The sequence below is a fragment of the Pectobacterium sp. HCp5_1 genome, from assembly GCF_032905925.1.
In the GTDB taxonomy this organism is placed as follows: Bacteria; Pseudomonadota; Gammaproteobacteria; order Enterobacterales; family Enterobacteriaceae; genus Pectobacterium; species Pectobacterium brasiliense_A.
This window is the reverse complement of record NZ_JAUMIO010000040.1, coordinates 1-20079: the sequence shown is the minus strand read 5'-3', so window position 1 is coordinate 20079 and position 20079 is coordinate 1. Positions and strand designations below refer to the sequence as shown.

Genomic DNA, 20079 nt, shown 5'->3' with positions numbered 1-20079 from the left:
GGACAATTATGAGCAAGAGCACCGCTGAGATCCGTCAAGCGTTTCTCGATTTTTTCCACAGTAAGGGACACCAGGTTGTTGATAGCAGCTCTCTGGTGCCGAACAACGATCCGACATTGTTATTCACCAATGCGGGGATGAACCAGTTCAAAGATGTGTTCCTCGGGCTGGATAAACGTAGCTATGTCCGAGCGACGACCTCGCAGCGCTGCGTACGTGCCGGTGGTAAACATAATGACCTGGAAAACGTAGGTTATACCGCACGCCACCATACCTTCTTTGAAATGCTGGGTAACTTCAGCTTCGGTGACTATTTCAAGCATGATGCGATTCGCTATGCGTGGGAATTGCTGACGTCTCCTCAGTGGTTCAATTTGCCGAAAGAAAAACTGTGGGTAACGGTATACGCAACAGATGATGAAGCCTACGACATTTGGGCTGACGAAGTTGGCGTGCCGCGCGAAAGAATTATTCGTATTGGCGATAACAAAGGCGGACCTTACGCCTCTGATAATTTCTGGCAGATGGGCGAAACGGGGCCGTGTGGTCCGTGCACCGAGATTTTCTACGATCACGGTGAGCACATCGCAGGTGGCCCGCCGGGAAGCCCTGATGAAGACGGCGATCGCTATATCGAAATCTGGAACCTGGTGTTCATGCAGTTCAACCGTCAGGTTGACGGCACAATGCTGCCACTGCCAAAACCGTCCGTCGATACCGGCATGGGGTTAGAACGCGTTTCTGCCGTCTTGCAGCACGTCAATTCAAACTATGACATTGATTTGTTCAAAACGCTGATTGAGGCGGTAGCGGAAGCCGTCGGAACGACGGATTTAACTAATAAGTCGCTGCGTGTTATTGCTGACCATATCCGCTCTTGTGCGTTCCTGATTGCCGATGGTGTGATGCCGTCTAATGAAAACCGTGGTTATGTTCTGCGCCGTATTATACGCCGCGCTGCGCGCCACGGTAATATGCTGGGCGCTACGGATGCTTTCTTCTACAAACTGGTTGCGCCGCTGATTCACGTCATGGGGCCAGCAGCTGAAGAATTGAAAAAACAGCAGTCTGTGGTTGAGCAGGCACTGAAGACAGAAGAAGAGCAGTTTGCCCGCACGCTGGAACGCGGTTTGTCTCTGCTGGACGAAGAAATTAAAAACCTGAAAGGGGATACGCTGGATGGTGAAACAGCCTTCCGCCTGTATGACACCTATGGTTTCCCTGTCGATCTTACTGCAGATGTGTGTCGCGAGCGCGGCCTGAAAGTCGATGAAGAAGGTTTTGAAGCTGCGATGACGGCCCAGCGCCAGCGTGCGCGTGAAGCCAGCGGATTTGGCGTAGATTACAACAGCCTCATCCGTGTGGATGAAAACACGCCATTCTGCGGCTATGAAAAAACGCAGCAACAAGCGAAGGTTATTGCGATTTATCACAATGGAAACGCGGTCGATCAGATTGCGGCCGGTGATGAAGCGGTTGTGATTCTGAACGAAACGCCATTTTATGGTGAATCCGGTGGTCAGGTTGGCGACCAGGGTGAGTTGAAAAATGCGGGCGTCAGCTTTGCCGTTCAGGATACTCAGAAATATGGTCAGGCAATTGGCCACGTCGGTAAATTGACTCAGGGTACGCTGCGTGTTAACGACAGTGTAGATGCAAACGTTGATAGCCAACGTCGCGATCGCATTCGTCTGAACCATTCTGCGACGCACCTGCTGCATGCTGCACTGCGTCAGGTTCTGGGCGATCACGTCGCGCAGAAAGGCTCTCTGGTTAACGATAGCTATCTGCGTTTTGACTTCTCACATACGGAAGCGATGAAACCTGAGCAGATTCGTCAGGTTGAAGATATCGTTAACGCGCAAATCCGCCGTAACCTTACCGTGCAAACGGATGTCATGGCGTTGGACGATGCGAGAGCGAAGGGTGCAATGGCGTTGTTCGGCGAGAAGTACGATGACCATGTCCGTGTTCTGACAATGGGAGATTTCTCCATTGAGCTTTGTGGGGGCACGCACGCAAGCCGTACAGGTGATATCGGCCTGTTCCAGATCATTTCTGAGTCAGGTACTGCTGCCGGCGTGCGTCGTATTGAAGCGACCACGGGTGAGAATGCGTTGTCTGCGCTGCATCGCCAGAGCGACGTTTTGCAAGATATTGCGCAACTGCTGAAAGGGGATAGTCACAACCTGACGGATAAGGTACGCTCTGTTTTGGATCGTGCCCGCGCGTTGGAGAAAGAGCTTCAGCAGTTGAAGGCTCAACAAGCGGCGCAGGAAAGTTCGTCGCTGTCTGGCAAAGCAAAAGAGATTAACGGTGTGAAGTTGCTGGTTACGCAGCTGGACAACGTGGATCCTAAACTGCTGCGCACGATGGTTGATGACCTGAAGAATCAGCTTGGATCTGCTGTTATCGTTCTTGGAACGGCGGCAGAAGGCCGGGTTAGCTTGATTTCTGGTGTAACGAAAGATCTGACTGACCGCGTAAAAGCCGGTGAACTGATTGGGTTTGTTGCCCAGCAGGTTGGCGGTAAAGGCGGTGGTCGCCCAGATATGGCTCAGGCTGGTGGCTCAGACGTGTCTGCACTGCCTGCTGCGCTGGCAAGCGTTGAATCTTGGGTTGCTGCTAAGCTGTAAAACGACAGATAACGTTTTATTCGCGTTATCCGACAAAACGCCATAACTTTCTGGTTGTGGCGTTTTTGTCTGCGGAAAAGGATCCGGCAAGCAGGATAGAAAGTGTGTTACCTTCAGATATTCTGAAGCTTTACATGCTCAGTCCTGTTGTTGTGATAACAAAAGCACAAGCTACTGATATCGACTAAACTAACAAGTAGTGACAAACCGGAGTGTGATGGTGTGGTTATACCATCGTCTAGGTTTACGTTTTCACGGCACATGATGGATAATGGCGGGGAGACAGAGAGACCCGACTCTTTATAATCTTTCAAGGAGCAAAGAATGCTTATTTTGACTCGTCGAGTTGGCGAAACCCTCATGATCGGCGATGAGGTAACGGTTACCGTATTAGGAGTGAAAGGCAACCAGGTGCGTATTGGTGTTAATGCACCTAAAGAGGTTTCTGTCCACCGTGAAGAGATCTATCAGCGTATTCAGGCCGAAAAATCTCAACCAACGTCATATTGATTGACAATGCGTCTCGTGTTCGCGGGACGCAATTGTTATTTCCTGCTTTTCCCCACACATTTATCGATATATCCATTTTTCCTGTGCGCTACCTTTGGCAAGGTAACCGCATGTTTTTTCTGTCGATAAAATAGACTTTTTGTTGTGAAAGTGCGCGTCTTGGATGCGAATTGTTCAAACGAACACAAGGTGGGAAAAATTGTTTGACTTATAAGTCTGGGAAAGTAATATGTGCGCCACGCAGTACCGGTGAGCACTAACAAGAAGTTCTTAGTAGCGAATCAGGTAATGTAAGGTGAGGTGGCCGAGAGGCTGAAGGCGCTCCCCTGCTAAGGGAGTATGCGGTCAAAAGCTGCATCGAGGGTTCGAATCCCTCCCTCACCGCCATTTAATATGCATCCGTAGCTCAGCTGGATAGAGTACTCGGCTACGAACCGAGCGGTCGGAGGTTCGAATCCTCCCGGATGCACCATTAAATACTGCCTTTGCAAGGCAAGTAGTATTAGTGAAAGCAAGTTTTGTCGCAGATGAAGAATTATCAATGCATCCGTAGCTCAGCTGGATAGAGTACTCGGCTACGAACCGAGCGGTCGGAGGTTCGAATCCTCCCGGATGCACCATTCTTAAGTATCTCGTTTAATTGCTCACCCCATTTATTTCTGCACCACACTCTGCATCCGTAGCTCAGCTGGATAGAGTACTCGGCTACGAACCGAGCGGTCGGAGGTTCGAATCCTCCCGGATGCACCATATTTCGATGTAAATAAAATTCTTGCCTTAGCGCGAACCGATAAGCGTAAGAATAACCCTGCTTTAACAACGACTCGAAGTACTAAGCAAGACAGATAATTTTCTCCGATACGCATTTCTGTTTTACCCATCGCTCTCTACCCTATTTTTCGCGTTCTAGCAGCACAACCTTCTATTCTGCTGATATCAGAACGATATTTTTCTCATCACTTCCGTGTATTAATTCTTACCCCTCCCTTGCCTATATATTGAGATTGAGCCGACGAGTAAATGAAGGCTGCCTTACTACTATGGAGGTAATAACCTGTTTTTTATAAGGTTATTGAGTAAGCGACAACGTTTTCACTTTACGATAAAGTAAGCTCTCTTTTCAGTGATCATGGAGTCATGATGTACGATCGCTATCAAGGGCTGATCTTTGATATGGATGGCACCCTGCTTGATACCGAACCAACGCACCATAAAGCGTGGGATCAGGTTCTTGCCCGGTATGGTATGAGATATGATGCCAGTGCCATGACAGCATTGAACGGCTCGCCCACCTGGCGTATTGCACAGCGTATTATCGACAGCCATCAGGCTGATATTGATGCTCACCAACTCGCGGCGGAAAAAACCGCTGTTGTTGAGGAAATGCTGCTGGATACCGTAAAACCACTGCCGCTGATTGATGTTGTTAAGCACTATCGCGGACGGCGTCCTATGGCAGTTGGCACAGGTAGTACACATGGCATGGCTGATAGATTGCTAACGCATTTAGGGCTGCATGATTATTTTGATGCAATCGTTGGGGCTGATGATGTTATGCAGCATAAGCCTTTCCCCGATACCTTTCTGCGTTGCGCCACATTGATTTCTGTCGCACCAGAACACTGTATCGTGTTTGAAGATGCAGACTACGGCATTGAGGCCGCTAAACGCGCTAACATGGCCGTGGTTGACGTCCGTACATTGTGAGTGAGTTCTGGGCCGTCTTTTCTCTTTTCTGGAGTAGCCTGCTCAGTGCAACACTGCTGCCTGGCAGTTCGGAAGTGCTGCTGGTAACGTTATTGCTTGCGGATAGCGCAAAGCCCTACCTGTTGATTACTGTGGCAACGGTAGGAAATACGCTGGGTGGGTTAACAAATATTTTTATAGGGCGCTTACTCCCTCAGCCAAAACAACAAGCTGGGTATTCGGTGGCCATGCGTTGGTTACAGCGCTATGGCTGCGCTGCGTTGTTATTTAGCTGGGTGCCGGTAGTAGGCGATTTATTGTGTGTGTTAGCGGGTTGGCTACGCATGCCCTGGGTGCAATCGGCGGTTTTCATCGGTATTGGAAAAGCGCTGCGGTATATCGTATTGACGGTTATAACGTTGCAGGGGATGGCGTGGTGGTCTTAACCAGATTGCAATGCGAACTGGTGAGTGCTGCTGAGTTTCAATTATGCTTACAACCATTACATTTTAACAACGGGAGGTCGATTTGATCCCGGACATTTCAGAAGCACTTTCTTGGCTGGAAAAACACCCACTGGCAGTGAAGGGTATTCAGCGTGGAATTGAACGCGAAACATTGCGTGTAACAGCAAACGGACATCTTGCTACGACCGGGCACCCCGAGATATTGGGTTCGGCGTTGGCACACCCGTGGATTACGACAGACTTTGCAGAAGCGCTGTTAGAGTTTATTACGCCGGTCGATAAAGATGTCGATCATCTGTTGACGTTTCTGCGCGATATCCATCGTCACGTTTCCCGCAATCTGGGCGATGAGCGGATGTGGCCATTGAGCATGCCGTGCTTTATCGACAGCGAGCAAAATATAGAGCTGGCGCAGTATGGCTCATCAAATATCGGGCGCTTCAAAACGCTTTATCGTGAAGGGCTGAAAAACCGCTATGGCGCGTTGATGCAGACTATTTCCGGCGTGCATTATAACTTCTCTCTTCCGCTGTCATTCTGGCAGGCGCGAGAAGGAGTTGCTGATGCAGAAAGTGGGAAAAAAGCTATTTCAGCGGGATACTTCAGGCTGATCCGTAACTATTACCGCTTTGGCTGGGTGATCCCTTATCTGTTTGGCGCTTCTCCGGCGATTTGCTCTTCTTTCCTGAAAGGCCGGGAGACCGCACTACCGTTTGAGCGTACGGAAAAAGGCATGCTTTATCTGCCGTATGCGACCTCTCTGCGGCTCAGTGACTTAGGCTATACCAATAAGTCACAGAGCAACCTGGGGATTACGTTCAACGACTTGGACACCTATGTTGCTGCGTTAAAACGCGCGATAAAAACGCCATCTGAGGAATATGCTCGGGTTGGTATGAAGAAGGATGGTCGTTATCTACAATTGAATACGAACGTCTTGCAGATTGAGAACGAGCTGTATGCGCCGATTCGTCCGAAGCGTGTGACGCGTGCGGGTGAAACGCCATCTGATGCGTTGTTGCGTGGCGGAATCGAATATATCGAAGTGCGTTCACTGGATATCAATCCTTTCTCTCCGACCGGGGTGAGTGAAAGTCAGGTTCGTTTCCTGGATTTATTCCTGATCTGGTGTGCGCTGGCAGATGCACCTGAAATGAGCGCGGATGAGCTACTGTGTACACGTAAAAACTGGAACCGCGTGATCCTGGAAGGGCGTAAACCTGGGCAAACGGTAGGTATGCGGTGTGAAACCATCCAGCAGCCAATTGCTGAAGTGGGGAAATCTCTGTTTGCAGATTTGCGTCGCGTTGCGGAAGTTCTGGACGCGGAAAACAATCAACCGCACTATCAGCAGGTATGCGATGAGCTGCTTGTTGGTTTTGACGATCCAGAAACGACGTTCTCTGGCCGACTATTAACGTTGATGAAGCAAGAAGGCAATGGTAGCGTGGGGCTGAATTTAGCGGAAGAATACCGCAAAATGCTCAGCAGCGAGCCGCTGCAGGTGTTGACGGAAGAACAATTGGCTGCTGCGAGCGAGAACTCCTGGCAGCGTCAACGTCAGATTGAGTCTGAAGATACGATGAGTTTTGACGACTATCTGGCGACGCATTAAAAAGAAAAGGCCACAGGAACTGTGGCCAAATAAACATCTCTAATAGGGATGATGATAATAAATGCGCGTCTTTCAGTAAGTCAGACTCGCATAAAAAGGAAAAGTTCTCGGAAACGAGAAAAAATGAATTTTTTTCTTTGAGGAGGTGGAATTATGCCGTTACTAGACAGCTTTACCGTTGACCATACTCGTATGGCCGCACCTGCAGTTCGGGTCGCTAAAACCATGAAAACCCCTCATGGCGACAATATCACGGTATTTGACCTACGCTTCTGTCGTCCGAACATTGAAGTCATGCCAGAGCGTGGTATCCACACGCTAGAGCACCTGTTTGCGGGCTTTATGCGCGATCATTTAAACGGTGATGGCGTTGAAATTATCGACATTTCTCCGATGGGATGCCGTACGGGTTTCTACATGAGCCTGATTGGCACGCCGGATGAGCAACGCGTTGCTGATTCCTGGAAAGCGGCGATGGCGGACGTTCTGAAAGTGACCGATCAGCGTAAAATTCCTGAGCTGAACGAATTCCAGTGTGGCACCTATGAGATGCACTCACTGAAAGAAGCGCAGGAAATTGCTCAACACATCGTGGATCACGATATTGGTATCAACCAAAATGACGATCTGGCGCTGCCGAAAGATAAACTAGCCGAGCTACATATCTAGTTTCTTGGATAGGCACAGATAAAAAAAGAGAACCGAAGTGGGTTCTCTTTTTTTATGCTCGCGAACGCGTCAGACTGCGAGGAAGTGCTGTATAACTCGGCTGCCAAAGTAGGACAGCGTCAGCATAAGGGCGCCGATCAGGCTGAACCAGACGACGCGCCGTCCCCGCCACCCTTCATGGTAATGTCCCCAGAGCAACAGAATATAGATGAACCAGGCAAACAGGGAGAACACGGCCTTGTGCAGGTTCTCTTTGTTATCGATCAGGTCATCCATATAGAACAAACCAGTACAGAGCGTCAGCGTGAGCAGAATGACGCCAATCTGCGTAATGTGAAACATCTTGCGCTCAATACCCATCAGCGGCGGCATGTCAGCGGCAAATCCCAGCTTTTTATTCTTGAGCAGATAATCAAGCCAGGCGAGCTGAAGCGCATAAAGGGCAGCAATTAGCAGCGTTGCATAGGAGAAAAGGGCCAGTCCGATATGGATCATCAAGCCCGGCGACGCTTCCAGATGCGTAATAAATTCACTCGGCATAAAGCTGGCGAAGGCCAGATTGATCAGCGCAAAGGTGTAGACGATAGGAAGAATAAACCAGCCGCGATCGCGCGTGGCGACAAACGTCATCACCGTACAGATGATGAGGCTGACCAGAGAACCGATATTCAGCAAGCTAAGGTTTTGGCCGACCTGAACATCGAAAATGCGTTGATAGAGCGCCACCGCATGACAAATTAGCGCAGCGCTGGCCGAGAGTATTGCCAGCCGACGATATGCACTGTTCTTGCGCAGCAGACTGGGGATAATCAGTCCGAGGCTGAGTGTGTAGGCGACAAGCGCCACAATAGCGAAAACAGACATACAAATTAGGTTATTAAATATCAACTAGGTAAAATGAAGAATCAGTATAGCGTTAGTCGTCGTGGGCACCAACAGTTCTCAGTCAGCAGCGCTGAGATCGTTCCCGCTTTTGTGTATAATCTCTTCCATTCGTGTCGCGCTGGCGGCCTGTCTTACGTTGAGCATGAGATATGTTTGAAAATTTAACCGATCGACTCTCGCGCACATTGCGCAATATCAGCGGCCGCGGGCGGTTGACTGAAGACAACATAAAAGAAACGCTGCGTGAAGTGCGTATGGCATTGCTGGAAGCCGACGTTGCGTTACCTGTGGTGCGTGATTTTATCAATCGCGTGAAAGAGCGCGCTGTCGGACATGAAGTTAATAAAAGTCTGACGCCGGGCCAAGAGTTCGTCAAGATTGTTAAGAATGAACTCGTCAGCGCAATGGGTGAAATCAACGCTGAGCTGAATCTTGCTGCGCAACCACCGGCGGTTGTTCTGATGGCGGGTCTGCAAGGTGCGGGTAAAACGACCAGCGTGGGCAAGCTGGGTAAATTCCTGCGCGAAAAGCAGAAGAAAAAAGTGCTGGTGGTTTCAGCTGACGTTTATCGCCCTGCGGCGATTAAACAGTTGGAAACATTGGCCGAGCAGGTGGGTGTCGATTTCTTTCCGTCAGACGTGCAGGAAAAGCCGCTTGCTATCGTAGAACGTGCGTTACAGCACGCTAAGCTGAAGTTCTATGATGTCTTGTTAGTCGATACCGCGGGTCGTCTCCACGTTGACGACGCGATGATGGACGAAATCAAGCAGGTTCACGCGGCGATTAAGCCGGTTGAAACGCTGTTTGTGGTTGATGCCATGACGGGGCAGGATGCGGCGAATACGGCGAAAGCCTTTAATGAAGCGCTGCCGCTGACCGGTGTGATCCTCACCAAAATTGATGGTGATGCCCGTGGCGGTGCCGCGTTGTCCATCCGCCATATTACTGGCAAGCCAATTAAATTCCTCGGTGTTGGCGAAAAAACCGAAGCGCTGGAGCCATTCTACCCTGAGCGCGTTGCCTCGCGAATTCTCGGTATGGGCGATGTGCTTTCACTGATTGAAGATATTGAAAGCAAGGTCGATCGTACACAGGCAGAAAAGCTTGCTAATAAGCTGAAGAAGGGCGATGGGTTCGATTTGACCGATTTCCTGGATCAGCTCAAGCAGATGCGCAACATGGGCGGCATGGCAAGCATGATGAGCAAAATGCCCGGTATGGGGCAACTGCCTGATAATGTTAAGTCGCAAATGGATGACAAGGTGCTGGTGCGTATGGAGGCGATCATTAATTCGATGACGCGTCAGGAACGTGCCAAACCTGAGATTATTAAAGGATCGCGTAAACGTCGTATCGCGCAGGGTTCCGGCATGCAGGTACAGGACGTGAACCGTCTTCTGAAACAGTTCGATGACATGCAACGAATGATGAAGAAGATGAAAAACGGCGGTCTGGCGAAAATGATGCGCGGTATGAAAGGGATGATGCCACCTGGATTCCCGGGACGTTAATCACCGAAATCGATGGTGTAGAGAAACTCTTGGCGTGATTATACGCTTTAGATTGCTTTTTGCGCCAAAATGAGTAAAATTTTCGGGCTTTTTATATGACATACTGGGCTCCGTTCCTCGATGGGGCCCAGTTGTTTTATTCACTAAAGAGGATGTTATGGTAACAATTCGTTTGGCACGTGGCGGCGCGAAAAAACGCCCCTTCTATCAAGTAGTCGTGACCGATAGCCGCAATGCGCGTGATGGTCGTTTCATCGAGCGCGTAGGTTTCTTCAACCCAATCGCATCTGGTCAAGCAGAAGCCCTGCGTCTGGATCTGGACCGTATTGAGCATTGGCTTGGTCTGGGTGCAACTGTGTCTGATCGCGTATCTTCGCTGATCAAAGACGCTAAAAAAGCAGCATAACCTGTTGCGGTGGTGATAATGAGCAATCAACTCAGCCCAAAACCTCCTGTTAACCCGATTGTGATGGGGAAGATAGGATCGGCATATGGCATCCGAGGTTGGCTCAGAGTGTTTTCATCCACCGAAGATGCCGAGAGCATTTTTGATTATCAACCTTGGTTCATCCAGAGTAAAAGCGGTTGGCAGCTTGTCGAGATTGAAGGCTGGAAGTATCACAATCAGGATCTGATCATCAAAGTGAAAGGTGCTGATGACCGTGATGCGGCTAATTTACTGACCAATTGTGAAATTGTCGTAGATTCGTCACAACTGCCCGATCTGGGCGAAGGTGATTATTACTGGAAGGATCTTATTGGCTGTCAGGTCGTGACCGTAACGGGTTATGAGCTAGGTAAAATCATCGACATGATGGAAACTGGCTCGAACGATGTGATGGTAATAAAGGCCAACCTGAAAGATGCCTTCGGAGTCAAGGAACGGCTGGTTCCGTTCCTCACTGAACAGGTTGTTAAGCGCGTCGACCTTTCTGCTCAAACTATTGAAGTAGATTGGGATCCTGGTTTTTGAACTCTGAATCGACCAGTAGTACCCAGCGGAACGAGACTATGTGGATTGGGGTAATTAGCCTGTTTCCAGAGATGTTCCGGGCAATTACTGATTACGGAGTCACTGGCCGGGCAGTTAAAAATGGCCTGCTGAACGTACAGTATTGGAGTCCTCGTGATTTCACTTACGATCGGCATCGCACCGTGGACGATCGGCCTTATGGCGGCGGCCCCGGAATGCTGATGATGGTGCAACCTTTACGGGATGCGATCCACGCAGCAAAAGCAGCGGCAGGCGAAGGCGCGAAAGTGATTTATTTATCACCTCAGGGCCGTAAATTAGATCAGCAAGGCGTACATCAACTCGCTACGAACCAGAAGATGATTCTGGTCTGTGGACGGTACGAAGGGATTGATGAGCGCGTAATTAAAACCGAAATCGATGAAGAATGGTCGATCGGCGATTACGTACTCAGTGGTGGGGAACTGCCAGCGATGACCCTGATTGACTCCGTTGCCCGCTTTATACCGGGCGTTCTGGGGCATCAGGCTTCAGCAGAAGAAGATTCTTTTGCCGATGGATTGCTGGACTGTCCTCATTTCACTCGCCCTGAAATACTGGAAGGCATGGAAGTTCCGGCAGTGTTACTGTCTGGTAACCATGCGGAGATACGTCGCTGGCGATTGAAGCAGTCGCTGGGCCGAACCTGGCTTAGAAGACCTGAACTTCTGAAAAGCCTAGCTCTGACTGACGAGCAAACAAGGTTGCTGGCTGAGTTCCAACGTGAATATCAGTCTGAGCAACAAGAGTATTAGGTGGTTACGCCGGTTTACCGTGCGAACCCAACTATCAGTTTACCTAGGGTAAGAGACATATTATGAGCAACATTATTAAGCAAATCGAAGACGAACAAATGAAGCAGGACGTACCTGCATTTCGTCCGGGTGATACCGTAGAAGTGAAGGTATGGGTTGTTGAAGGTAGCAAAAAACGTCTGCAGGCATTCGAGGGCGTGGTTATCGCTATTCGTAACCGCGGTCTGCATTCTGCATTCACTGTTCGCAAAATTTCTAACGGCGAAGGCGTGGAGCGTGTATTCCAGACTCACTCTCCAGTAGTTGACAGCATCGCTGTTAAACGTCGTGGTGCCGTGCGTAAAGCCAAACTGTACTACCTGCGTGAGCGTACTGGTAAGTCTGCTCGTATCAAAGAGCGTCTTAACTAAGATAGCGCTTTCGCAACATCCGAAAGTTGTTATTTATAAGGGGTTTAGCCAAAGGCTAAACCCTTTTTTTATGCCTGATAGTGTCAGCCTTTGCTGAAAAATGTTTCGCCTAATGAAAAATTCATCTGTAAAAGCCGTTGAAAGTGACCTGCAAGTTTTCTAGTGATAGGATATTTCCTGATGTAACATTTCGCATCTATATTATTAAAAACTAAAGGAAGAGCTAATCTATATGCGCAAACTATTATTCATTCCTCTCTTTTTTTCCTCGTTTATGGCAGCAGCTGGCTTTATCCACCCTATGGATTTTGATAACTCCGAAGCTCAGAAAAATGAAGTTATTGAGTTTATAAAAGAGACGGTGAAGCAGGATTACTGCGAGAGTGGTTTTGATATGTGCCAGGAAAGTATGTTGCGTATGATGGAGAAGGAAAACCTCAACGCCTTTAAGCTTGCCACTAAAGCTAGAGATAGAAAAATAATGGATAAGGTCATAGAGGATTACTGTGAAAGCGGCTTTGATATGTGCAATTACAGTAACATTTATATGATGTACAAAGAAAATCTTAAGGCGAGCAAACAGTCCCTTGAGTGGTAGCTCCCCTCTCTGAGCGATACCCAGGCATTATTATGACAGTAAAAAGCCCACCATCTTGGTGGGCTTCGCTTTCCCTGATGTCATCATTATTGTTTGAATTTCAGTACCATGATGACATTAGGCGTGGTTATTTTATAAACGTTTATACAGATCAATTTTTCAATATTGATCGGTTACGGCGATCAAAACATCGTGTTGATACCGTTTTTTTACCCTGTTCAGAACGGCTTATTCGCGATGACTGTTGGGTACATATTCATATGATCGTTAATGAACTGAATATCTGTAAATCCTGCCTGCTCTAGCTGCGACTGTGTTTTCTTGTGGGTACGAAACGCCGTCCATGTTGCTCCAATAATGCGTGAGAAAAGGACATATTGGAGGGCTAGCAATTTTGGATCGGTATTTATCCATGGGGAATCTTGCGACAGCGTAGGGGGAGGAGTCATAAAGCTGGTTATCAACGTACCTCCAGGTTTCAGCCCGGAGTAGAACACGCGGTAAAGCTCAGTAACTTTGTCATCATCTTGTTCATAGACGTTGAGTCCGTTGCTGGTAATCACGTCTGCCTGTGCTGCCAAATCTATTGTCCAGGCATCGGCCAGTACCAACGATATCTTATTTTCCAGCCCTTGCTGACTAGCAAGTTTATAAGCTTCTTCCAACGCCTGTTTATCTAGATCGATTCCGATTAATTTCACATCTCGATGCCGCGTATAGTCCAGCAGCAATAAGTCGGCCATGACACCGCAGGGGACAGATACCATGATAGCGTCGGGGCGCAAGAGTTCTTGAAGTAGGCGTTGGAAAATACCAAATCGTTCACGTGTTGCCAAAACGCTGGGTAGCTGTGTGTAGATGATTTCTTCGAGGGGATTAACATAGTGGGCTGGCTGATGTGCTATCACATTATGCGTCCAGTACGCATTTAACCCGTGATGTTTTATTAAAAACTGGCCTAGCTCAAGGTGAGAGAAAGCGTCCAGAAGCGCGAGTTGTTCCTCTACGGAAATGCTGGGATGGTCGCCGGACTCGATAATTTTGTTCTTTATCACAGCGACTCGTTCATCATGGCTTTCCTGTGATGAGGTAGCGTGTGATAAGAGTCTTGAACTGCTATTTAGAGACGGGTTATGAGGCTTGCTTGAACCGGACATATGAGCACTCCACAATATCAATCGCTATTAGGAATAATAGATTTAACTATCAGTGAGATATGCATTTTCTTTATCTCAGTATCAGGTTGTTAATAACCTAATGTGATTATTTAATGTGAGCGATAATAGAGGGGAGGTATGTCTGACGTATTTCTGTGCGAGTACAAAAGTGAGTGGAATTGTTACCAGATGCGATGAACCATAGCGTTTTGCCAGCTAAATTGCTGATGAGTATGGGTCATCGTTTATCTTTAGGAGGATGTTAAGGCAGGCTCTGTTGCCAGCGAGTTCGCAATATCTCAGCATTCTCTACGCCATCGCAGCTAGCTGGAAAGTTTTTCCCTGCTTTTCCCCATTCTTCCATGTTATCTGTACCGCAAAAAGCCGACTGTCCGGCCTGATAGCCACGCAGGTAGGTTTCACGGTCAATTTGAGGGTTACCAAACCATTCCTGCAAAGTGCTATCGTCCTTTACGACCATTCCAGAGATTGCATCCTGATAACCTGTTTCGTACCAGAAGCCCGACTCACTTTTAGCGGGTAGCGACGGGACGTTGCTTTGGCATGCTGTCATTAAAAGAACTACAGCCAAGACATAACTGTATTTCATCATCAAACCTTCAATGTTGCGGCCATTGGCCTGAAGAAGCACCGCATCAGGCGATGCCTAATTTTTCTTTCAGTAATTTGAGATAGCGGCGACTGACAGGGATGTGTTTTCCCGTATGCGTCAATACTTCTGCTGCGCCGTTTTCCATTAATTGGATTTCTTTCAGCTGTTCCGTATTAACCATATATTGACGATGGCAACGGACGAAGGGCGTTTTCTCTTCCAGCGTTTTCAGTGAAAGTTGGGTATAGCCGGACTGGCTGACGCCCACGACGTGCACGCCGCTGAGTTCTGAACAAAGATACTCGACTTCCTCAATCTTGAGCAAAAAAATACGATTGTGTCCGTTACAGGGAATATGGCGGAGTAAGGGTTCTGAAATTATCTGTACGTTTTTATTTACACTAACGCCGCGGCGTAAACGATTTAGCGTTTTACTGAGTCGCTGTGCATCCAGCGGTTTAAGTAAATAGTCAAAAGCATGTTCTTCAAATGCCCTCACCGCGTACTCGTCATAGGCTGTCACGAAGACGACATAAGGCATATTTTCTGGATCCAACATGGCGACCAGCTCTAATCCGCTGACCTTTGGCATTTGTATATCCAGAAAAATCACATCGGGTTGCAGCCGGTGGATAGCCGGTATCGCCTCCAGCGCATTGCTGCACTGTGCAATAATGGTGATATCAGACTCGTTTTCCAGTAGCAGGCTGAGCTCTTCACGTGCCAGCTGTTCGTCATCGATGATTATGGCTTTCAGCATCCTTCCCCCTTGTTGGCGTGATTCTATCACTATTCATGCCAGGGATTAGCATGGTTGCATCGGGAAGTGATAGAGCAGGCAGGTATCGTTTTCTGGCAATATTTAGGGTGGTAATTTTTTATTTACACTAAGTGGATTGAAATCTTTACGGTTCGTGTTATGGTGTAAACATCACGCGTAGGCAGGTTGTACCGACAGTAGTCTTTACAGACGATCGCGAATATACCGAACTTTTCAGGAATGGGATCATGCAAAAAGATTCACTTAACAATATTAATATCAGTGCAGAGCAGGTTTTAATTACTCCCGATGAATTAAAAGCTAAGTTTCCGCTTAACGACGCAGAACAGCGGGATATTGCGCAAGCGAGAGCGACCATTGCGGATATCATTCATGGTCGTGATGATCGGTTGCTGATCGTCTGCGGGCCTTGCTCGATTCATGACACGGATGCCGCGTTGGAATACGCGCGCCGTCTGAAGTCACTTGCCGCTGAATTAAGCGATAGCCTCTACATTGTGATGCGTGTTTATTTTGAAAAGCCGCGTACCACAGTGGGCTGGAAAGGGCTCATCAACGATCCGTTCATGGATGGTTCATTTGATGTGGAGTCAGGATTGCACATCGCGCGTGAGCTGCTGCTGGAACTGGTGAATATGGGACTGCCGCTGGCGACCGAAGCGCTTGATCCGAACAGTCCGCAGTACCTGGGCGATTTATTCAGTTGGTCGGCTATCGGTGCACGTACAACAGAATCACAAACGCACCGTGAGATGGCTTCCGGCTTGTCGATGCCTGTTGGGTTCAAAAACGGCACGGATGGCAGTCTGGGAACGGCGATCAACGCGATGAGAGCCGCTGCAATGCCGCATCGCTTTGTGGGTATCAATCAAACGGGTCAGGTCTGTCTGCTGCAAACGCAGGGGAACATTGATGGTCATGTGATTCTGCGTGGCGGTAAAAAACCAAACTACAGTGCGCAGGATGTCGCCGAATGTGAAAAACAGATGCAGGACGCGGGACTGAGACCTGCGCTGATGATAGATTGTAGTCACGGTAATTCGAACAAAGACTACCGCCGTCAGCCACTTGTTGTTGAATCTGCGATTGAACAAATCAAGGCGGGAAATCGTTCCATTATAGGCTTGATGCTGGAAAGCCACCTTAATGAGGGAAGCCAGTCTTCAGAACAGCCGCGTTCAGATATGCGCTACGGTGTATCAGTCACGGATGCCTGTATCAGTTGGGAAAGCACAGAGACGTTGCTGCGTTCCGTTCATCAAGAGCTGAGCGCTGCACGAGTGAAACATTCAGGAGAGTAACAAAATATGGTAGCTGAACTGACCGTATTGCGTGATCAGATAGATGAGGTAGATAAGGAGCTTGTCGCGCTGTTATCACGTCGGTTGCGTTTAGTGGCGGAAGTGGGTGAAGTGAAAAGCCGCCATGGTTTGCCCATCTATGCGCCCGATCGTGAAGCGGCCATGCTCAGCTCACGTCGTAAAGAAGCTGAGTCGATGGGCGTTCCGCCGGATCTTATTGAGGATATCCTGCGGCGTACCATGCGCGAATCCTACACCAGTGAAAACGACAAAGGCTTTAAAACGCTGTGCCCGCAGTTGCGTCCCGTTGTTATCATCGGTGGCCGCGGGCAAATGGGTAATCTGTTTGAGAAAATGCTGACGCTGTCGGGCTATCAGGTGAGGATTCTGGAGCAAGATGACTGGCCGCGCGCGGATGAACTGCTGTCTGATGCCGGCATGGTGATTGTTAGCGTGCCGATTCACGTGACTGAACAGGTGATTGCTCGTCTGCCTGCTTTGCCGGATGACTGTATCTTGGTTGATTTGGCATCGGTAAAAAATGGCCCGCTTCAGGCGATGTTGGCGGCGCATAGTGGTCCGGTACTGGGTCTGCATCCTATGTTCGGGCCAGACAGCGGTAGCCTTGCCAAGCAGGTTGTCGTCTATTGTGACGGTCGGCAGCCAGAAGCCTACCAGTGGTTGCTGGAACAGATTCAGGTGTGGGGCGCGCGTCTGCATCGTATCAGCGCGGTCGAACACGATCAGAACATGATGTTCATTCAGGCGCTGCGTCACTTCGCGACATTTGCCTATGGTCTGCATTTAGCGGAAGAGAATGTACAGCTTGAACAGCTATTAGCGCTGTCATCGCCAATCTATCGTCTAGAATTGATCATGGTTGGACGGCTGTTTGCGCAGGATCCGCAGCTATATGCCGACATCATTATGTCTTCAGAGGATAACCTGGCGTTGATTAAGCGTTACTACAAACGTTTTGGCGAGGCGATTGAGCTACTGGAGCAGACGGATAAGGCAGAATTTATCAACAGCTTCAAGAAGGTCGAATACTGGTTTGGCGACTATGCCAAACGTTTTCAGGCGGAGAGCCGTGTGCTTTTGCGTCAGGCAAACGATATTCGTCAATAAACACGTTTACTATCTTGGCTGTGTTTAAGAAGCCATCCCGGGGATACCAGGATGGCTTTTTCAATTATTTGTTCACATCGACTATTCGTTCACATCCACGGGTACGACGTTTTCACTCGGGTAGCAGCCCAATACTTTTAACGAGCGGGTAATGGGGGCTAATCCTTTTAGCGCTTTCTGCATGGCATCGCTGCGCAGGTTGGCCTGTACGTCCAGATAGAACATCTCTTCCCACGGGTTACCGTTGATCGGCCTGGATTCCAGCTTGGTCATCACAATGCCGTTATCACGCAATACCAGCAGAGCTTCTACCAGTGCACCTGACTGTTGGCCGGTTGCCATAATTAGCGTGGTTTTTGCCGGCACTTGTTCCGTAACATCAATGGGTTTGCGTGCTAATACAATGAAGCGGGTGATGTTTTGCGACTGATTTGCCAGATCGTGTTCCAGCATCTGTAGCTGATAAAGTTGACCACCGGCTTCGCTGCCGAGTGCCGCTGCTTTTGGTGAGTTGAGCGCAGCCACTTTTTCCATCGCTGCAGCTGTGCTCTCACAATATTCAATCTTCCAGTGTGGAAAACGATTAATGAAATGGCTGCACTGCTGGAACGGCTGCGGATGGCTGTAAACCGTTTCGATCTGTTCCAACGACGTATCGGTAGCAACTAAAACGCAGTGATTTATCGGATTGGTTAATTCGCCGACGATGGATAAAGCTGTGTGTTGCAGCAGGTCGTAGACGTCGTTAATCGAACCAGAGCTGGTGTTTTCAATCGGCAGAACGGCATAGTCCGCTTGCCCTGTTTCCACCATATTGAAGATGTCCTGAAATTTCTGGCAACCACACTCAACAAATTGCTCGAAGTGTCGTGCGGCATATTGGCGCGCGGCAAGATGGGAGTAAGAGCCTTTCGGACCGAGAAACGCAATACGGGCAGAGTGTGACGTTGTTTGGTTGAGGTGATGCTGCAAGAGTGCCTGCTGCGTCAGTACCGAATCTTCAATGATGAGCTGAAATAAGCGGGTAATGTAGTGACCATCAAGATGATGCTTTTTCCCAGCGGCTGTCAGTTTGTCCAGCAAATCACGCTCACGCTCTTTGTCACGAATTGGACGATGCGAATGCAATTTGCTGCGGGCAACGTCCATCGCGAGTTCTCGTCTTTGTGCCAACAATTCAATTAATTGCAGATCCAATGCGCTGATTCGTTCTCGCAGTGCCAGTAATGGGTTATCTGTCATGATGCTGTTACCTGTCTTATGTTCTTATATAAAAAAAGCCTCCTGGTCAGGAGGCTTTTTTGTTCGTCTTCGTATTCTTGCTCTTACGACGAATCGCCTCCCAAATCAGGGGAAGGTGAAAAAGAATACGAAGAAGAACAGTTTATTTGTCATGTTTACTCGGTTAGTCAGGAAGATATCCAGATTCTGAGTAGGTAAGGTAACTGTTGGCTTTTCATCCTGTCAATATAAAATCGCCGAGCGCAATGTTAAACGGGGTATCGCGTTGGCGCTTTAGGACGTGGATTACGACGCCAGGAATGCAAAAACGCGCCCTCAGGCGCGTTATATTGGGATAAAGAGGGTGAATTACTCTTCTTGAGTCGGCTGGAGATTCACTTCTTTGACGCTAGCTACCGCACGTCTGGCTTCACCTTTATGCTGGAGTTTGTCCAACTGGCGTTCGAGCTTGGTAATTAGCTCATTGATGGCGGCATACATATCATCATGCTTGGCGCTGGCAACCAGCGGACCATTTGGCGTACTGATAGTGGCATCGGCCACAAAACCCTGTGGTTCTTTTGACAAAATAATGTGTGGGTTAATCAGCTGGGTTTGCCACTTGTCCAGCTTAGAAAGACGGTCTTCGACATGTTGACGAATTGCGGGGGTGATATCCATTTGCTTACTGGTAATATTAATAGTCATATAAACTTACCTCTCTGCCTATGTCCGTCTTGGATAATTTCAGCATACAGTGAGTTGTGACAAAAAGCGTGATATTGATCGCTTTTTTTCGTCACTTTTTGTCAAGAAAACGCGATTTGTGAAGCATCATCGGGAATAGGAGGGAAGTGCTTGAGGGGGCATCTGGCCTGTGCCATTATTGATAGGATGTATTGGCGTTACCGCGCTGTTGTTGACTCCCGCCAACCTGTTTTTTCTGCATCATTAATGCATAGCCCACCGAACGAGCCATAAAAAAACGGCAACCGAAGCTACTAATGCCGATCAGTTAAGGATCGGTTGACCGATCCAGTGGCTGTGTAAAAATCCGGAAATGCTCACCCGTTTCCGGATTTTTTTATGCACATTGGACAGGCTCTTGATCTGGTATCCCGTTA

20 protein-coding genes, 4 tRNA genes and 1 other annotated feature are annotated in these 20079 nt (G+C 48.6%); of the genes, 18 read left to right on the top strand and 6 right to left on the bottom strand.

All coding sequences use genetic code 11. The features are described 5' to 3' along the window. Positions 1-8 precede the first annotated feature (8 nt). The 10 genes from alaS to luxS all read left to right on the top strand — a co-directional run bounded on the left by alaS (position 9) and on the right by luxS (position 7583). Positions 9-2636 (top strand): alanine--tRNA ligase, encoded by a 2628-nt coding sequence (gene alaS / locus Q3A88_RS19290; protein ID WP_039499977.1) that lies wholly within the window; start codon positions 9-11, stop codon positions 2634-2636. Positions 2637-2960: 324 nt separating this feature from the next. After that, on the top strand, positions 2961-3146 hold the full coding sequence (csrA, locus tag Q3A88_RS19285) for a carbon storage regulator CsrA (RefSeq protein ID WP_005972168.1): 186 nt from the start codon (positions 2961-2963) through the stop codon (positions 3144-3146). Between the two features lie 294 nt (positions 3147-3440). Further along, a tRNA-Ser gene (locus Q3A88_RS19280) sits at positions 3441-3533 on the top strand. A gap of 8 nt (positions 3534-3541) precedes the next feature. Beyond that, a tRNA-Arg gene (locus tag Q3A88_RS19275) sits at positions 3542-3618 on the top strand. A 71-nt stretch (positions 3619-3689) separates the two neighbouring features. Next, positions 3690-3766 (top strand) — tRNA-Arg (locus Q3A88_RS19270). Positions 3767-3819: 53 nt separating this feature from the next. Continuing rightward, positions 3820-3896, top strand: a tRNA-Arg gene (locus tag Q3A88_RS19265). A gap of 390 nt (positions 3897-4286) precedes the next feature. Further along, on the top strand, positions 4287-4853 hold the full coding sequence (yqaB, locus tag Q3A88_RS19260) for a fructose-1-phosphate/6-phosphogluconate phosphatase (protein ID WP_039317983.1): 567 nt from the start codon (positions 4287-4289) through the stop codon (positions 4851-4853). Continuing rightward, entirely contained in the window at positions 4850-5278 is a 429-nt protein-coding gene (locus Q3A88_RS19255) for a YqaA family protein (RefSeq protein ID WP_110164138.1), read from the top strand. The genes yqaB and Q3A88_RS19255 overlap by 4 nt, the downstream gene beginning before the upstream one ends. An 82-nt stretch (positions 5279-5360) precedes the next feature. Further along, positions 5361-6914, top strand: coding sequence for a glutamate--cysteine ligase (gshA, locus tag Q3A88_RS19250; RefSeq protein WP_039465252.1), 1554 nt, complete (start codon positions 5361-5363; stop codon positions 6912-6914). Between the two features lie 153 nt (positions 6915-7067). Then, positions 7068-7583 carry an S-ribosylhomocysteine lyase gene (luxS, locus tag Q3A88_RS19245; RefSeq protein WP_010286009.1) on the top strand — a complete coding sequence of 172 codons (516 nt, stop codon included), beginning with the start codon at positions 7068-7070 and terminating at the stop codon, positions 7581-7583. Between the two features lie 69 nt (positions 7584-7652). Here the strand turns inward: luxS and Q3A88_RS19240 are convergent, their stop codons facing one another. Continuing rightward, positions 7653-8447, bottom strand: coding sequence for an inner membrane protein YpjD (locus tag Q3A88_RS19240; protein WP_010286006.1), 795 nt, complete (start codon positions 8445-8447; stop codon positions 7653-7655). A 170-nt stretch (positions 8448-8617) separates the two neighbouring features. Here Q3A88_RS19240 and ffh point away from each other — a divergent pair, with 170 nt between their 5' ends. From ffh to Q3A88_RS19210, 6 genes are all read left to right on the top strand, one after another. After that, positions 8618-9979, top strand: a complete 1362-nt coding sequence (gene ffh, locus Q3A88_RS19235) for a signal recognition particle protein (RefSeq protein ID WP_010285999.1) — start codon at positions 8618-8620, stop codon at positions 9977-9979. Between the two features lie 157 nt (positions 9980-10136). Beyond that, complete coding sequence (gene rpsP / locus Q3A88_RS19230; RefSeq protein WP_010285998.1) at positions 10137-10385, top strand: 30S ribosomal protein S16; 249 nt, start codon at positions 10137-10139, stop codon at positions 10383-10385. Between the two features lie 18 nt (positions 10386-10403). Further along, positions 10404-10952, top strand: a complete 549-nt coding sequence (gene rimM / locus Q3A88_RS19225; RefSeq protein ID WP_010308358.1) for a ribosome maturation factor RimM — start codon at positions 10404-10406, stop codon at positions 10950-10952. Between the two features lie 38 nt (positions 10953-10990). After that, positions 10991-11746, top strand: a complete 756-nt coding sequence (gene trmD / locus Q3A88_RS19220) for a tRNA (guanosine(37)-N1)-methyltransferase TrmD (RefSeq protein WP_010285995.1) — start codon at positions 10991-10993, stop codon at positions 11744-11746. 62 nt (positions 11747-11808) lie between these two features. Further along, positions 11809-12156, top strand: a complete 348-nt coding sequence (gene rplS / locus Q3A88_RS19215; protein WP_010285987.1) for a 50S ribosomal protein L19 — start codon at positions 11809-11811, stop codon at positions 12154-12156. Between the two features lie 232 nt (positions 12157-12388). Continuing rightward, a complete protein-coding gene (locus Q3A88_RS19210; protein ID WP_317178458.1) occupies positions 12389-12754 on the top strand; it encodes a hypothetical protein in 366 nt (121 codons plus the stop codon). Between the two features lie 218 nt (positions 12755-12972). On the opposite strand, the gene Q3A88_RS19205 is transcribed toward Q3A88_RS19210, so the two are convergent. The 3 genes from Q3A88_RS19205 to btsR all read right to left on the bottom strand — a co-directional run bounded on the left by Q3A88_RS19205 (position 12973) and on the right by btsR (position 15284). After that, a complete protein-coding gene (locus tag Q3A88_RS19205) occupies positions 12973-13911 on the bottom strand; it encodes a class I SAM-dependent methyltransferase (protein WP_110164357.1) in 939 nt (312 codons plus the stop codon). Positions 13912-14173: 262 nt separating this feature from the next. Further along, positions 14174-14524: a DUF2799 domain-containing protein gene (locus Q3A88_RS19200; protein WP_375232394.1), complete on the bottom strand. Its 351-nt coding sequence runs from the start codon at positions 14522-14524 to the stop codon at positions 14174-14176. A 43-nt stretch (positions 14525-14567) separates the two neighbouring features. Then, complete coding sequence (gene btsR, locus Q3A88_RS19195; RefSeq protein WP_010306189.1) at positions 14568-15284, bottom strand: two-component system response regulator BtsR; 717 nt, start codon at positions 15282-15284, stop codon at positions 14568-14570. Between the two features lie 248 nt (positions 15285-15532). Between btsR and Q3A88_RS19190 the strand changes: the two genes are divergently transcribed. After that, a complete protein-coding gene (locus Q3A88_RS19190) occupies positions 15533-16606 on the top strand; it encodes a 3-deoxy-7-phosphoheptulonate synthase (RefSeq protein ID WP_233991327.1) in 1074 nt (357 codons plus the stop codon). A gap of 6 nt (positions 16607-16612) precedes the next feature. Continuing rightward, positions 16613-17734, top strand: a complete 1122-nt coding sequence (tyrA, locus tag Q3A88_RS19185; RefSeq protein ID WP_039511926.1) for a bifunctional chorismate mutase/prephenate dehydrogenase — start codon at positions 16613-16615, stop codon at positions 17732-17734. An 81-nt stretch (positions 17735-17815) separates the two neighbouring features. Here tyrA and pheA read toward each other — a convergent pair whose 3' ends face one another. Both pheA and raiA read right to left on the bottom strand, forming a co-directional pair. Then, positions 17816-18976 (bottom strand): bifunctional chorismate mutase/prephenate dehydratase, encoded by a 1161-nt coding sequence (pheA, locus tag Q3A88_RS19180; RefSeq protein WP_039530297.1) that lies wholly within the window; start codon positions 18974-18976, stop codon positions 17816-17818. Between the two features lie 28 nt (positions 18977-19004). Then, positions 19005-19130 (bottom strand) — a sequence feature (Phe leader region). A gap of 194 nt (positions 19131-19324) precedes the next feature. After that, positions 19325-19663, bottom strand: coding sequence for a ribosome-associated translation inhibitor RaiA (gene raiA / locus Q3A88_RS19175; protein WP_233991329.1), 339 nt, complete (start codon positions 19661-19663; stop codon positions 19325-19327). Between the last annotated feature and the right edge of the window lie 416 nt (positions 19664-20079).